This is a genomic window from Brevibacterium pigmentatum, from assembly GCF_011617465.1.
GTDB classification, from domain to species: domain Bacteria; phylum Actinomycetota; class Actinomycetes; order Actinomycetales; family Brevibacteriaceae; genus Brevibacterium; species Brevibacterium pigmentatum.
In genome coordinates this window covers 2,279,477-2,293,706 of sequence record NZ_CP050153.1, presented here as the reverse complement: position 1 = coordinate 2,293,706, position 14,230 = coordinate 2,279,477, and the positions used below count along the sequence as shown (strand labels likewise).

12 protein-coding genes and 1 rRNA gene are annotated in these 14,230 nt (G+C 64.7%); 9 read left to right on the top strand and 4 right to left on the bottom strand.

The annotated features are described in order from the left end of the window. Window positions 1-100 precede the first annotated feature (100 nt). Together rrf and GUY30_RS10375 are read left to right on the top strand one after the other, a co-directional pair. Window positions 101-219: ribosomal RNA gene (gene rrf, locus GUY30_RS10380) — 5S ribosomal RNA — on the top strand. Next, window positions 207-764, top strand: coding sequence for a hypothetical protein (locus tag GUY30_RS10375; RefSeq protein WP_167197065.1), 558 nt, complete (start codon window positions 207-209; stop codon window positions 762-764). The genes rrf and GUY30_RS10375 overlap by 13 nt, the downstream gene beginning before the upstream one ends. A 207-nt stretch (window positions 765-971) precedes the next feature. Here the strand turns inward: GUY30_RS10375 and GUY30_RS10370 are convergent, their stop codons facing one another. Beyond that, entirely contained in the window at window positions 972-1,844 is an 873-nt protein-coding gene (locus GUY30_RS10370; protein ID WP_167197062.1) for a hypothetical protein, read from the bottom strand. A gap of 235 nt (window positions 1,845-2,079) precedes the next feature. On the opposite strand from GUY30_RS10370, the gene GUY30_RS10365 reads away from it, so the two are divergent. Then, window positions 2,080-3,903 (top strand): BCCT family transporter, encoded by a 1,824-nt coding sequence (locus tag GUY30_RS10365; RefSeq protein WP_167197060.1) that lies wholly within the window; start codon window positions 2,080-2,082, stop codon window positions 3,901-3,903. A gap of 205 nt (window positions 3,904-4,108) precedes the next feature. Here the strand turns inward: GUY30_RS10365 and GUY30_RS10360 are convergent, their stop codons facing one another. The 3 genes from GUY30_RS10360 to GUY30_RS10350 form a co-directional block, all read right to left on the bottom strand. Next, complete coding sequence (locus GUY30_RS10360; protein ID WP_098731268.1) at window positions 4,109-5,671, bottom strand: GMC family oxidoreductase; 1,563 nt, start codon at window positions 5,669-5,671, stop codon at window positions 4,109-4,111. Between the two features lie 48 nt (window positions 5,672-5,719). Next, a complete protein-coding gene (locus tag GUY30_RS10355; protein ID WP_208091399.1) occupies window positions 5,720-7,198 on the bottom strand; it encodes an aldehyde dehydrogenase family protein in 1,479 nt (492 codons plus the stop codon). A gap of 673 nt (window positions 7,199-7,871) precedes the next feature. Then, window positions 7,872-8,453, bottom strand: a complete 582-nt coding sequence (locus GUY30_RS10350; protein ID WP_167197057.1) for a hypothetical protein — start codon at window positions 8,451-8,453, stop codon at window positions 7,872-7,874. A gap of 180 nt (window positions 8,454-8,633) precedes the next feature. Here GUY30_RS10350 and GUY30_RS10345 point away from each other — a divergent pair, with 180 nt between their 5' ends. From GUY30_RS10345 to recN, 6 genes are read left to right on the top strand one after another with little or no spacing between them, the layout of a single operon-like run. After that, the gene (locus GUY30_RS10345; RefSeq protein ID WP_228281234.1) at window positions 8,634-9,650 is read left to right on the top strand and encodes a hypothetical protein; all 1,017 of its coding nucleotides are present in this window, start codon (window positions 8,634-8,636) and stop codon (window positions 9,648-9,650) included. Beyond that, window positions 9,647-10,624 (top strand): HAD-IIA family hydrolase, encoded by a 978-nt coding sequence (locus GUY30_RS10340; RefSeq protein WP_228281233.1) that lies wholly within the window; start codon window positions 9,647-9,649, stop codon window positions 10,622-10,624. The genes GUY30_RS10345 and GUY30_RS10340 overlap by 4 nt, the downstream gene beginning before the upstream one ends. Beyond that, window positions 10,621-10,779, top strand: coding sequence for a hypothetical protein (locus tag GUY30_RS10335; protein WP_167197054.1), 159 nt, complete (start codon window positions 10,621-10,623; stop codon window positions 10,777-10,779). Before GUY30_RS10340 ends, GUY30_RS10335 begins: the two co-directional genes overlap by 4 nt. Further along, window positions 10,776-11,582: a TlyA family RNA methyltransferase gene (locus tag GUY30_RS10330; RefSeq protein ID WP_167197049.1), complete on the top strand. Its 807-nt coding sequence runs from the start codon at window positions 10,776-10,778 to the stop codon at window positions 11,580-11,582. Before GUY30_RS10335 ends, GUY30_RS10330 begins: the two co-directional genes overlap by 4 nt. After that, window positions 11,579-12,520, top strand: coding sequence for an NAD kinase (locus GUY30_RS10325; protein ID WP_208091398.1), 942 nt, complete (start codon window positions 11,579-11,581; stop codon window positions 12,518-12,520). Before GUY30_RS10330 ends, GUY30_RS10325 begins: the two co-directional genes overlap by 4 nt. After that, window positions 12,521-14,224 (top strand): DNA repair protein RecN, encoded by a 1,704-nt coding sequence (gene recN / locus GUY30_RS10320; RefSeq protein WP_167197047.1) that lies wholly within the window; start codon window positions 12,521-12,523, stop codon window positions 14,222-14,224. The last annotated feature ends 6 nt before the right edge of the window (window positions 14,225-14,230 follow it).

Genomic DNA, 14,230 nt, shown 5'->3' with positions numbered 1-14,230 from the left:
GATGGGGTGGGCATGTTGCATGTTTGGTGTTCGCGTTCGCTGTGCGGTTCTTGGACCATTACCACCCAAACGTTGTTTGGGTGTGGTGGTTTGTTGGTTTTGCGGTGGTGATAGTGGTGGGGAAACGCCCGGTTAACCGTTCCGATCCCGGTAGCTAAGCCCATTCGCGCTGATGGTACTGCAACTTGGTGGTTGTGGGAGAGTAAGTGACTGCCGCAATATTTTTTGGGGTGATGGCCTCGTTCGATCCTGTTGGGTTGGGCGGGGCCATCACTGTATTCACCGGTTATTGCTACCTGGCGGGGGTGTTGCTACCTGGCGCGGGGTTGCTGCGCCCCCGCCAGGTAGCAAACAGGAGAGGGGAAGGGATGGAGACGAACAGAATTGACGCTCTCAGAGCCGAGCTTGCTCGCGACGGCGAGGTTGCGATCGGGTTCAATCGGACGAAGCAGTTTCTGCGTAATCCTGCCGGTTTTCTCGGGCTGCGCCGTTCCTCCCCGCCCTCACCACAGGTGATCGTCAACAACTTCGGTCTGTGGGCCGCCGTGGACGGATTCCCCGAAGGCGGCGTGCCATGGGCCCGTATTCTCGAAGTCCACATCACCAAGGTGAACGTCAGCTCGTATATCGACGTAAGCATCAGAACTCCCGATACGCCTGACCGCCGGCGTTCGCTGCGTCTGCCGCATATGCTCACGGTCGATCCGGAAGAACTGGCCAAATGGATCGTCATGGAACTGATGGAACGCGGCAACCCGATCTGACTTTCATCCCGACAGTCCAACGACGACTTTCACCCCGGTGTCCTCCTGAGGAGATCCCTTCCGGATGGTAGGCGACGCGTTCTCGCACCGAAGCTCACATGCTTGTCCATAGTTATGTCGCATGTCATGATGAAACTGTCCGTTGCGCCGGATGCAAGTGAATAGTGACATCCGAATAGACAGCAAGGGAGAGACCGCATGAACGTATCAACCATCATCTGGATCGTCGTCGCCATCGTCGTGGTCCTGATCATCGTCGGCATCATCATCGCAGTCAGCCGAAAGGCGGCGGCGAAGAAGCGCGAACACCAGCGGCAAGAGGCCGCCCAGATTCGACAGGAAGCTGCCGAATCCGAACATGATGTTCGCGCTCGAGAGGCCGAAGTCGAGAAACAGAGGGCAGATGCAAAGCGCGCAAAGGCTGAGGCCGATGCTCGAGCTGCCGAGGCTGATCGTCAAGCGGCCGAGGCTGAACAGCTGGATACCCAGGCCGCGAAGCGCGAAGAAGCTGTGAAGGCCGAACGGCTCGAGCACGACCGCAGGCTGCAACATGCCGACGAACTTGACCCGGATACACAGCAGGATTCCGGTGACGCTCGTCGTGCAGACAACGCCGGTGCTGCTGGGGCGGCCGCGGCCGGGGCTCATGGGACGTCGACGAACAGCCAGACTGAGCACCGCCCCGACGAAACCGTACCGCAGGCCGGGCATCGGCCCGACGAGCCAGTCCAGCGAAACGATGTCCGCCATGAACAGCCTGTTCGGCCGGACGCACCTCGTCAGGACCATCCTGGTCATCGTGATCACGCCTATGTGGAACAGCCTGTTCGGCAGGATGCGCCGCGTCCGGACCAGCCTGGCTCTCAGGAGCCGGTGCACCGCGATCCCCACGCACAGCAGCAGGACATCCGAGCTGACCAACAACCGCCGGAAAACGGAGTCCGGCCCCACGCCGAGGAGCCGCCGGCCGAGGAGTACGATCCTCGAGTCGACCGACGCGGCACTCAAGGCCCATACGCTCGCGGCGATCGGAGGGTGGATCCGCTCGATGACGGAGGGGACCCCGACGTTCCGAAACACTGACGCATCATCGGCCTGAGTCAGATGAGACGGTGCCCGAACCACCCACGGTTCGGGCACCGTCTCGTTGGTCTCGGACCTCCGGGCACTGCGAGCGATCGTGCTTCGGATGGGAACAGCCGCCTCGGCGAGGGATCGAGCTGAGAACAACGACACGAATTCGTGACAAGCGGTTGCGTTGAAATCGATTGATGCTTCTGTAGTGTGTACGGCAAGATCCTAAGGAAGGCACCCTATGCTCGATAAGCTGCACGACGCACTTCGACTCCGCACCAACCCGGCCATCTTCTTCTCCTCAGCGGCCGTGATCATCATCTTCGTCCTGGGGACGATCTTCTTCACCGATCAGCTCGACGCAGGCGTCTCGGTCGCCTCGGATTGGCTGCTGACGAACCTCGGCTGGTTCTACATCCTCGGCGTCACCGTCTTCGTCGCGTTCCTCATCTACATCGCCGCTTCCCGCTACGGGCGAGCGAAGCTCGGCCCCGACGACGAACCCCCGGAGCATTCCAATGGCGCCTGGTTCGCCATGCTCTTCGCCGCCGGCATCGGCTCGATCCTCATGTTCTGGGGCGTTGCCGAACCCGTCAGCCACTTCGGCGATCCACCGCGTGCTTCCCTCGGCATCGAACCGGGCACGCCTGCCGCCGCGGTAGATGCCATGAACTTCACGTACTACCACTTCACCCTGCACACCTGGGCGATCTTCACCCTGCCCGCGCTGTGCTTCGCCTACTTCATCCACAAGCGGAACCTGCCGCCGCGGGTGAGCTCGATCTTCCAGCCCATCCTCGGTGAGAAGATCCACGGTCCCATCGGCAAGACAATCGATGTCGTCGCCATCATCGGCACCGTCTTCGGCATCGCCGTTTCGATCGGTCTGGGCACGCTGCAGATCAACGGCGGTCTCGCCCAGGTCATCGGCGTCCCCGAGAACGCTCTGTGGCAGCTGATCATCATCGGCGTCGTCTGCGGACTGGCTACGATCTCAGTCTCGCTCGGCCTCGACAAAGGCATCAAGGTCCTGTCGAACCTCAACATCGTCGTGGCTGTGCTGCTGCTCGTCTTCATCGTCGTCTTCGGCCCGACCCTGTTCATGGCCAAGGGCGTTTTCGAATCCCTCGGCACCTATATCCAACAGCTGCCCGAACTCGCGCTGTGGAACGACACATTCGCCAACACCGGCTGGCAGAACACCTGGACGGTCTTCTATTGGGCGTGGACGATCACCTGGTCGCCGTTCGTCGGCATCTTCATCGCCCGCATCTCCCGCGGACGCACCATTCGCCAGTTCGTCATCGGCGTGCTCGCCATCCCCTCGGCCTTCTCCATCCTGTGGTTCGGCATCTTCGGATACGCCTCCTTCGACATCGAGCTCAACCAAGGCGGAGGACTGGTCGACCGAGTCGTCGACCAGGGAGACATCCCGGGAGCGCTGTTCGCGTTCCTCGACCACTACCCACTGGCCGGACCCGTGTCGGTGATCGCGATCGTCCTCGTGGTGATCTTCTTCGTCACCTCGGTGGACTCCGCAGCTCTCGTCGTCGACACGATGAACAACGGCCACGAAGACTTCAACCCGCTGCCGCAGCGTATCTTCTGGGCCCTTGCCGTCGCCGTTGTCACCGCCGCGCTGCTGGTGTTCTCCGGCACCGGCGGCCTCGAGGCTCTGCAGTCGACGATCATCCTCGTCGGTCTGCCGTTCTTCATCATCGCCTACTTCCAGATCTACGCCCTCATGCGCGCCCTGCGTGAGGACGCAGGCGTTCTGCCGCGTGTGCGCATGCGCCGCTGGAAGAAGGTCCTGCCGCCCGAAGAGGTCGAACGCCGACAAGGCGGTGACGAACAGTTCGGACACGAATACGACGATGATGAGGACGTCGTCACCGAACCTCAAGCCGTTGAACCGGCGCCGAAGTTCCGGGATCCCTACATCGAGGTCTCTCGTGAGAAGAAGGGCCGGCGTGAAGGAACGCTGGCCAGCCGCACGGGCAGCCGTTCGGGCAGCTCGGGCCAAGGCAAGGGCGGCGACCCAGGACAGGACGACGACGCCGGCTGAGGCGGCTCACCGTGGCCAGCGGCGACAGTCTGATTGTCGCGGCCCGGAGCGATCAGCCTGATCGGCGCGGCCGGGCATGACGAAGGGGGCGCTGCACATGCAGCGCCCCCTTCGTCGTTTCGAGTCTGGGCCGAAGTTCCCACTCAGGTCATCGAATCAGCGCAGGGCCTCCTCGGTGATCTGGGATTCAGACGATCGGGTCAGATCACTGACCGTTCTTTATCATCTCCGCGCACTTCTCACCCATCATCATCACGGTGATGTTGGGGTTGACCGTGGTGATCTCGGGCATCGCCGAGGCGTCGACGACGCGCAGACGGTTGACGCCCTTGACCCGCAGCTGCGGATCCAGCGGCGACATCTCGTCTTCAGGTGCACCCATGCGCACCGTGCCGACCGGGTGGTAGACGGTGTTGTGGGTGCGGGTGATGTAGTCGGCGATCTGCTCGTCGGTCTGGACGTCCTTGCCGGGGAACAGCTCCTCGCCAGCCCATTCGGACATGGCGTCCTGGGAGACGATCTCGCGAGCCTTCTTGATGCCGGCGACCATGACGCGCATGTCATGGCCTTCCGGATCGGTGAAGTATCGGGGGTCGACCTTCGGCTTGTCACGGAAGTCCTTCGAACGCAGGCGCACGGTGCCGCGCGACTTCGCATGAGTGACATTCGGGGTGAGGCAGAAGGAGTTCTCCGAGGTCTTGTAGCCCTGACGCAGGGTGTGCATATCGAAGGGCACCGAACCGTAGTGCATCATCAGGTCGGGACGGTCGAGCCCGTCCTCGGTGGGGGAGAAGATGCCGATCTCCCACCACTGGGTGGAATCCTCGACCATCGGCTTCTTGGCCTCCCAGGAGATGACGCCCTCCGGGTGATCGCCCAGGTGCTCGCCGACTCCCGGCGAATCCACGCGAGCTTCGATGCCGACCTCGGCGAGGTGGGCCTTCGGGCCGATGCCCGAGAGCATGAGCAGCTGCGGGGTGTTGATCGCGCCGGAGGAGACGATGACTTCCTTCTTAGCCTCGATCCGGTTGGTCTTGCCGAAGGCATTGTTGACCACGAGCACGGCCGTGCAGTTGTCGTCCTCGTCGAACTCGAGCTCCTTGGCCTGAGTGTCGGTGAGGATCGTGAGGTTCTCACGGTCGAGGATCGGGTGGAGGTAAGACACCGAGGAGGACGACCGGGTGCCGTCGTCCTTGCGGTTGACCTGGAAGAAGTTCGCACCGTTGATGACGGTCTGGCCCTCGTTGAACTGCACGCGAGGGATGCCGGCCTGCTCGCAGGCGTCGAGGAGCGCGACACCACACGGATCGACCGGGGGCACGTTCATCAGACGGACGGGGCCGTCATGGCCGTGGTGGTCACCGGGCAGCTCATTGTTCTCGAGCTTCTTGTACAGGCCGAAGGTGTCCTTCGAACCCCATCCGGCTGCGCCGTGCTTCTCTTCCCACTCGTCGAGATCTTCGCGCGGAGCCCAGAAGGCGATGCATGAGTTGTGGGAGGAGCAGCCGCCGAGCACCTTGGCGCGGGCGTGGCGCATGTGCGAGTTGCCGTTCTCCTGCTCTTCGATCGGGTAGTCCCAGTCGTAGCCGGATTCGAGGAGCTCCATCCAACGGTTGAGCTCAAGGACGACGTCCTTGTCCGTGTCGGTGGGGCCGGCTTCGAGGAGTCCCACGGTGACTTCGGGGTCCTCGCTCAGTCGGGCCGCGACCGCTGCGCCGGCGGAGCCGCCGCCGACGACGACGTAATCAAAGCTATGAGTAGTCTTCACTGTTCATCTCTCCTTAAACTGCGGTAATCGTCTACAGGCTGCGGCGGATCACTTGGTGTGATCGGGGAACCAGCCGGTGACCGCCGGCTCGAGGTTCTGGTAGATGTGCTTGGCTTCCTGGTACTCGGCCAGCCCCGTGGGTCCGAGCTCGCGCCCGAAGCCGGACTGTTTGTAACCGCCCCATTCAGCCTGCGGCAGGTAGGGGTGGAAGTCATTGATCCAGATGGTGCCGTGCCGCAGACGCTGGGCGACCAGCTGGGTCTTGCCCGCATCCTGGCTCCACACTGCCCCGGCCAGACCGTAGTAGGTGTCGTTGGCGATCTCGACGGCCTCATCCACGGTCGAGAAGGTCTCGACCGTGACGACAGGACCGAAGGCCTCATCGGAGACGACGGACATTCCGCGCTTGACTTGGTCGAGCACGGTCGGCAGGTAGTAGAAGCCATCGGCCAGATCGCCTTCACCGAACTTGCCGCCGCAGCGCAGACGCGCACCTTCGGCCACACCCTTCTCCACGTAGGCGTGCACCTTGTCGCGGTGTGCCGCAGAGATCAGCGGACCGGTCTCGGCGTTCTCATCGAAAGGTCCGCCGAGGCGGATCTGCTCGGCACGCTCCACGAGGCGGCTGACGAATTCCTCGGCGATGGAATCCTCGACGATGAGTCGGGCGCCGGCCGAACACACCTGACCGGAGTGGACGAAGGCGCCGTTGAGAGCATTATCCAGAGCCGCATCGAAGTCGGCATCGGCGAAGACGACGTTCGGGTTCTTGCCGCCGAGCTCAAGGGCGATCTTCTTGATCGAGTCGGCGGCGTTGCGGAACAGCAGACGACCGGTGACGAGGCCACCGGTGAACGAGACCATGTCGATGTCCTCATGCGTCGACAGCGGGGCACCGGCATCGGCACCCGCACCGAGGATGAGGTTGCCGGCTCCAGCCGGCAGACCGAGCTCTTCGAGCACCTGCATGGTGAGGATCGCCGTGTGCGGGGTGAGCTCGGCAGGCTTGAGGATGAAAGTGTTGCCAGCGGCGATGGCCGGGGCGATCTTCCACGCTGCCTGCAGCAGCGGGTAGTTCCACGGAGTGATGAGCGCGCAGACGCCGACGGGCTCGTGCACGATCTTCGACGCAACGGTGTCGGTGCCGGCGTCGACGACGCGACCGGCATCGTTTGCGGCGAGCTTGCCGAAGTAGTCGAAGCAATTCGCGATGTCGTCCATGTCGATCTGCGATTCGACGAAGCGCTTGCCGGTGTCCAGGGACTCGGCCTTCGCGAATTCGTCCTTGCGCTCACGCAGCACAGCGGCGAACTTCAGCAGCAGATCGCCGCGTTCGCTGGCGGGAACGGACGACCAGACGCCGGAGTCGAAGGCGCGACGAGCGGCCCTGATCGCCAGCTCGGTATCTTCGGGGCTGGCTTCGTCCACCTCGGCGACGAAGCTGCCGTCGGCCGGGTTGTGGATCTTCCGGGTTCCACCGTTGACGGCTGAAACCCACTGTCCGTCGATGAAGAGTGTGTTTGGCACGATTTCTCCTTTTCCTAGCGGGTGAACGAGTTGCAGTTCTGTGGAGTCGAATGGTCTACGCGCCGTCTGACCTGCACGGCGACTGAGCTCTGCGGCGTCGACTCGCGTGCTTCCGGCAATCACAATAGGCGAAGTCAGGGGCCGAATGCGCAATCCGATGATGCTGGTCACATAGGCAAGTGATATTGCTCATGGCGCGGCAGGGGACTGCGGCTGAAGGGGCTGTGCTGTCGTTCGCAGAAAGCGCGACGGGCAGGTCGGTCGCCGCGGGGGAGAAGCGGGCGGTGCAACCTGAAATTCTGATCGTGGAAAAGCGGAGACGTCCGTCATCCGCACAATGGGCTTCCACGTCAGGTGTCATTCATCTCCTGGTGTCGAGGCGGCGCGGATCTCCGCTGCCGCCGAACCTCTTCGATTGCCGTCGGCCGTGTTCGACTGGATTCGCCTTGATTCTAACAGAGCGCTGAGGCGGTGACCTGGGTCTCGACGCTCGTGACAGCGGGCACGATGGTGAGCAGAATCGGGGCGTTGACGTGTCCCCGCCCACACGGCGTTGGAGCAGTGAGTGCACTAGAATAGAGCGGAACATCAAAAAGACTTCATAGGGAGAATCGTGGCCCAAGGGGATTCGCGAGACAGCCAGGACAACCGCCGCGCAGATGGCGGTCACCGCTCAGATCGCGACAACAATCGCAACCGTCGACCGGACAACCGGGACGGCCGCGGGCCACGCCATTCCGACCGCCGAGGCGGCTACCAGGGCAATCGTCGCAATGACGACGATCGCCGAGGGTACGGTCAGAACCGCAGGAATGACGATGATCGTCGTGGTGGCTTCCAACGGGATCGCCGTGATGACGATCGCCGTGGTGGAATCAACCGAGATCGTCGCGATGACGACCGTCGCGGTGGGTACCAGGGCAACCGTCGCAATGACGATGATCGCCGAGGTGGGTTCAACCGGGACCGCCGTGATGGTGATGATCGTCGCGGTGGTTACCAGGGCAACCGCCGGAACGATGACGACCGTCGCGGTGGTTACCAGGGCAACCGTCGGAACGACGATGACCGCCGAGGCGGCTTCAACCGTGACCGTCGTGATGGAGATGACCGCCGAGGCGGTTACCAGGGCAATCGCCGCAATGACGATGATCGCCGAGGCGGCTTCAACCGTGACCGTCGCGACGGAGACGACCGTCGGGGCGGCTACCGCGGAAACCGCCGCGACGACAACCGCGGAGGACGCGGCGGCCATGGCCGCATCGACAACGACCGTCGTGCATCACGCAAGACCGACACGGGCGACTACGCACGCGAACAGCGGGCCCGTCGCCCGCGCATCCAGGAACCCGAGATCCCCGAAGGCGTCACCGGCCGCGAACTCGACAAAGAGATCTCGTCACAGCTGCGTTCCCTCGATAAAGAGAACGCCGACATGGTCGCCAAGCACCTCGTCGCCGCCGGCGGCCTGCTCGACCTCGACCCGGAACGAGCCCACGAACATGCCAAGGCCGCCATGGCCCGCGCCGGTCGTGTCGCCGTCGTCCGCGAAGCACTCGGCATCGCCGCGTACTACGTGGAGCAGTACGACGAAGCCGTCCGCGAGCTGCGTACCCATCGTCGCATCTCCGGTTCGAACGACAACATCGCGCTGATCGCCGACGCCGAACGCGGCCGCGGAAAGCCCGAGAAAGCCCTCGAGCTGCTGAAGAACTCCGAGGAACTCGACCTCGAGAACGAGACCCGCACCGAACTCGTCATCGTCGCAGCCGGAGCGAAGTCCGACCTCGACGACATCGCCGGTGCGCGCCGACTCATCGAAGCTGAGGACTTCACTCAGAAGCCCAGCGGCGGACTCGTCCGACTCATGGCCGCGTACGCCGAGGTGCTGCGCATCGACGGCGAAACCGAACTCGCCGACAAATATGAAGAGCTCTCCCGCCGCACCGCCAAGGCGACCGGCACCCTCTTCGGTGACGAGATGCCGGACCTCAACGCCGGCGTCGAGATCGAGACCGTCGAAGAGGTCGAAGACGAGCCCGAAACTCCCGAAGCTGAGACCTCCGAAGAGTCTGACGCTGAGGCCGCTGACGCCGAGGCAACCGAGGGCGAGGCCGCGGACGCTGAGACTGTTGAGCCTGCGGACGACTCAACCAGCGAAGCCGATGATTCGTCGGCCGAAGCAATCGCCGCTCCTGTCACAGCTGGCGAACCCTCGACGGAAGCCGACGCAGAGCCCGAAGCTCCGGCGGCAGCCCCGAAGTCGAAGACGCATGTCTCGGCGAAGGAACTGAAGTCGGTCAAGGTCACCGACGACGAGATCGAAGCCGAACTCGACGAGATCCTCGCCGATGCCGAAGCAGGATCTGACTCTGACGCAGACGGTTCCGACTCTGACGCAGACGGTTCCGACTCTGACGCAGCACCCGCCGAGGCCGACGGAGACCAGTGACACTGACCGCCGAACAGGACAACACAGCAGATGGGCGCCTGCCCGAGTCCCCGGGCACGCCCATCGACTGTGTCCTGTTCGACCTCGACGGAGTCGTCTACCACGGCAACCACGCCATCGACGGTGCCGCCGACGGCATCAACTGGCTCCACACGCAGTCGATCCCGGTCAACTACGTCACGAACAACGCCACCCGCACCGCAGAAGCTACGGCCGAAAAGATCACCGGCATGGGAGTCGACGCCTCCGCTGACGAGGTGACCACCTCGGCGCAGGTGCTCGCCGAACGCCTGGCCGAACGATTCGGACCCGGCGCCCGCGTCCACCTCCTCGGCACCACCGGACTGCGCATCGCACTCGAAGACGCAGGCCTCGAAATCACCGACTCGCTCGACGCTAGTCCCGTTGCCGTCGCACAAGGACTCGACCCGGAGATCGACTACGCGAAGATCGTCCGCACCTGCGACATCATCCGCTCCGGCGCGGAATGGTGGGCGAGCAACCCCGACTTCTCCCTCCTCACGGAAACCGGGAAAGTCCCCGGCAACGGTGCCTTCGTCGAGCTCATCGCCCGACTCACCGACGCCACCCCCGTCATCGTCGGCAAACCCGCCCCGCACATGATGGACTTCGCGGCCGGCCGCCTCGGCGCGCATCGCCCGCTCATGGTCGGGGACCGACTCAACACCGACATCGAAGGCGGATGCGCCGCCGGAATCGACACGGCACTCGTCCTCACCGGAATCCACGACGTCCATGACGCCCTGCGCGCTGGGCCCGGGAGCCGACCGACCTTCATCCTGCCGAATCTGCGCGGACTCGAAGCCCTCATCACCGGCACCGACCGCGGGGAATCCGGCCGGATCGAAGCCGAACTCCGGCGGGCATGGGCGGCCATCGACGCAGGGGAGACCGACGCCGAGGCGGTCCTGGCCGAAGGACGCCTGCCCCACCGGATCGGGGAGGACGAATGAGCGAGAACCCAACCCCCGCCTCGGTGAGTGGGGACGTGCCGGTCGAGACATGGCGGGCCAGCCTCGCCGAAGCCAAAGAGGCACCGGCCGCAGAGCGCCATGAACACCTGAACTCCCTACTCAACGATCTCGACGCACAGGTGGGCTCCTTGTGAGCAGACTCGACCGGGCTCTCGTCGACCGCGGACTGCTGAACTCTCGCTCCCGCGCGGCCCGCGAAATCGCCGCCGGCCGCGTCAGCGTCAACGGCCGCACCGCCTCCAAAGCCTCCCAAGACGTGAAAGACACCGATGACGTCGCTGTCACCGAACCCGACCCCTGGGTCGCCCGCAGCGCCCACAAACTCCTCGGCGCGCTCGACGCCTTCGACCTCTCCGACCGACTTCGGGGTCTGACCGCGCTCGACGCGGGAGCCTCCACCGGAGGCTTCACCCAAGTCCTCCTCACCCGCGGAGTCTCACAGGTCTGGGCCGTCGACGTCGGCCACGACCAACTCGCACCCGTCCTCCGCGACGACCCGCGCGTGCACGTCCGCGAAGGACTCAACCTCCGCGAACTGGCCGACTCCGACGTGCCGACCGTCGACCTCGTCGTCGCCGACGTCTCCTTCATCTCCCTGCGCCTGCTCATCGGCCCGCTGCTGGCCGCCACCGCCGCATACGGAGAACTCCTCCTCATGGTCAAACCCCAATTCGAACTGGCACGCGCCTCCCTGGACAAACACGGAGTCGTCACCAGCCGCGACAAACGCCGCCGCGCCATCGACTCCGTCCTCGCCGCCGTCACCGACAACGGCGCGCGCGTCACCGATATCGCACCCTCACCGCTGCCGGGCCCCAGCGGCAACCGAGAGTACTTCCTGCGTGTTCGCCCAGGCCGAACACATGACCAGTCCGATAGGCTCGACCAAGCAGACATCCCCGCCCACCTGGACGAAATGATGAGAGGAGAGTCGTGACCAGACACATCATGGTGCTGCTGCACCCCCAACGTGATGAGTCGGCCGTGGCCGCCGTCAGCGTGTTCAAGGCCCTCCTCGACGACGGAGTCACCCCCGTCGTCCTCTCCGACGAGATCGTCGGCATTCGCGCCCGCCAGGCCGAAGCCGTCGACGACGAACCCATCCTCCACCACTGCACCATCATCGATCCCTCCGAACTGGGGGAGTGGAAGAACGCCTGCGAACTCGTCATCGTCTTAGGCGGGGACGGCACGATCCTGCGCGCCGCCGAACGCTTCCACGGCTCCGGCGCCCCGCTCATGGGCGTCAACCTCGGCCATGTCGGATTCCTCGCCGAAAGCGAGAAGGAAGACCTCGCCGAGGCGGTCCACCGCGCCTCCCAACGTGACTACTCCGTCGAGGAGAGGCTCGCCCTCGACGTGTCCGTGTGGCACGAAGGCGAGAACATCTTCAACGCCTGGGCTCTCAACGAGGCGACCATCGAGAAGACCTCGAAGTCCCGGATGATCGACGTCGTCCTCGGCGTCGACGCTCGCCCCGTATCCTCCTTCGGCTGCGACGGCGTCATCCTCGCCACCCCCACCGGCTCGACCGCGTACTCGTTCTCCGCCGGCGGTCCCATCGTCTGGCCCGAGGTCGAAGCGCTCATCCTCGTTCCGATCTCCGCCCACGCCCTGTTCTCCAAACCCCTGGTCGTCAACCCGACCTCCCGCCTCGGCGTGGAGATCTCCCAGTCGAATCCCGAGTTCTCCGCCGTGCTGTGGTGCGACGGTCGCCGTGCCCTCGAACTGCCGTCCGGGGCGCGTGTGGAAGCCACGCGTTCGAAATCACCGATCCGTCTCGCTCGCCTGCACACCGGCCCGTTCACCGACCGACTCGTCGCGAAGTTCCGCCTGCCCGTCTCCGGCTGGCGAGGACCGATCAAGGAGGCCTGAATGATCTCCGAACTGCGCATCTCCCACCTCGGCGTCATCGCCGAGGCCGCCGTCGAACTCGATACCGGCTTCACCGTCGTCACCGGTGAGACCGGTGCGGGCAAGACCATGTTCGTCTCCGCCCTGTCCCTCCTCATGGGCCGCAAGGTCGGTTCCGGAGTCGTGCGCAAAGGCGCGGAGAAGGCCGAAGTCGAGGGCATCTTCACCGGAGTTGCCGAACCAGTGCGCGAACGCATCGAGGAAGCCGGAGGCAGCGCCGACGACGAAGCGATCATCTCCCGTACCGTCGCACTCAAAGGCCGCGCCCGGGCGACGGCCGGCGGACGGACCGTGCCGATCTCCGTGCTCACCGACATCTCCTCGGACCTCATCACCCTCCACGGTCAGTCCGAACAGCTGCGCCTCAAGGGCGCCGCCCAGCAGCGGCACCTCCTCGACGTCGCCGGCGGGTCGGCCCTCGCCGAGGTGGCCGACCGCTACCGTGTCGCCTTCGAGAACTGGCGCGAGACGGAAGCCCGCGTCACTCGCATCAAAGACTCAACCGCCGCCCGCCGCGAACGCATCCTGTGGTTGCGCGGCTGCCTGGAGGCCATCGACAAGGTCCGTCCCGAACCCGGTGAGGACGAGACCCTGGCCGCGCAGGCGGCGAAGCTCGGGTCCGCCGCCGAGATCACCCGCGCCGTCGGCGCCGCCCACGACCTGCTGCTCGGTTCTGAGATCGACGATGCCGGGGCGGCCGTCGACCTCGTCCACCAAGCCATCAGCACGATTTCCGATGTCGAAGGCTCCGACAAGGAACTCGTCACCATCCGCGAGGCACTCAACGACGCTGTGCTGCGCCTGTCCGACTCCGCCGCGGAACTGTCGTCCTACCTCTCGGGATTCGACGAACTCGGCGAGACCTCGCTTGAGGAGACCGAAGCCCGTCGCGCGGAACTCGGATCTCTGGCCCCCTATGGTCAGGACGTCGCCGAAGTCCTCGACTTCGAAACCCGATCGGCCGCGGAACTCGCCGAACTCGAAGCCGAGGACCGCGACCTCGACGGACTCGACGCCGAACTCACCGAGGCTCGCGAGACCATGGAGGCGGCCGCCTCGGCGCTCACAGAGATCCGCAAGTCCACCGCGGAGGAGTTCTCCGCAGCCGTCAGCGAAGAACTGACCGCCCTGTCGATGCCGAAGGCATCGGTCGCCTTCGAGATCTCCGAACGCGAACCCACCACCCACGGGGCCGACGAGGTCCGGCTGACCTTCGCCGCCCACGAATCCTCCATCCCCGACGACATCGCGAAGATCGCCAGCGGCGGTGAGCTCTCCCGCGTCATGCTCGCCATCGAAGTCGTCCGCGCCGCCAGCGAATCCATCCCCACCTACGTCTTCGACGAAGTCGACGCCGGAGTCGGCGGCAAAGCGGCCGTGGAGATCGGCCGCCGGCTGGCCAAGCTCGCCCGGAATGCCCAAGTCATCGTCGTCACCCACCTGCCGCAGGTCGCCGCGTGGGCCGACACCCATGTGACCATCGTCAAGGACGATGACGCCGAGACCGTGCGCTCGGGCGTGCAGGAGCTGACCGATGCCGAACGCGTCGTCGAACTCTCCCGCATGTTGGCAGGTATGGACGACTCCGCCTCGGCGAAGGCCCACGCGGCCGAACTGCTCGACAACGCTCGGCAGGTCAAGGAGGCCGGCGTTGGCAGCAGATGAGAGAAT

Coding starts and splice junctions, on each gene's coding strand:
- GUY30_RS10365 (WP_167197060.1), top strand. CDS start 2,080: ATGCTCGATAAGCTGCACGACGCACTTCGACTCCGCACCAACCCGGCC.
- GUY30_RS10350 (WP_167197057.1), bottom strand. CDS start 8,453: ATGGCCGCCGCGTCCTCCGCGGTTGTCGTCGCGGCGGTTTCCGCGGTA.
- GUY30_RS10345 (WP_228281234.1), top strand. CDS start 8,634: ATGGTCGCCAAGCACCTCGTCGCCGCCGGCGGCCTGCTCGACCTCGAC.
- GUY30_RS10335 (WP_167197054.1), top strand. CDS start 10,621: ATGAGCGAGAACCCAACCCCCGCCTCGGTGAGTGGGGACGTGCCGGTC.
- recN (WP_167197047.1), top strand. CDS start 12,521: ATGATCTCCGAACTGCGCATCTCCCACCTCGGCGTCATCGCCGAGGCC.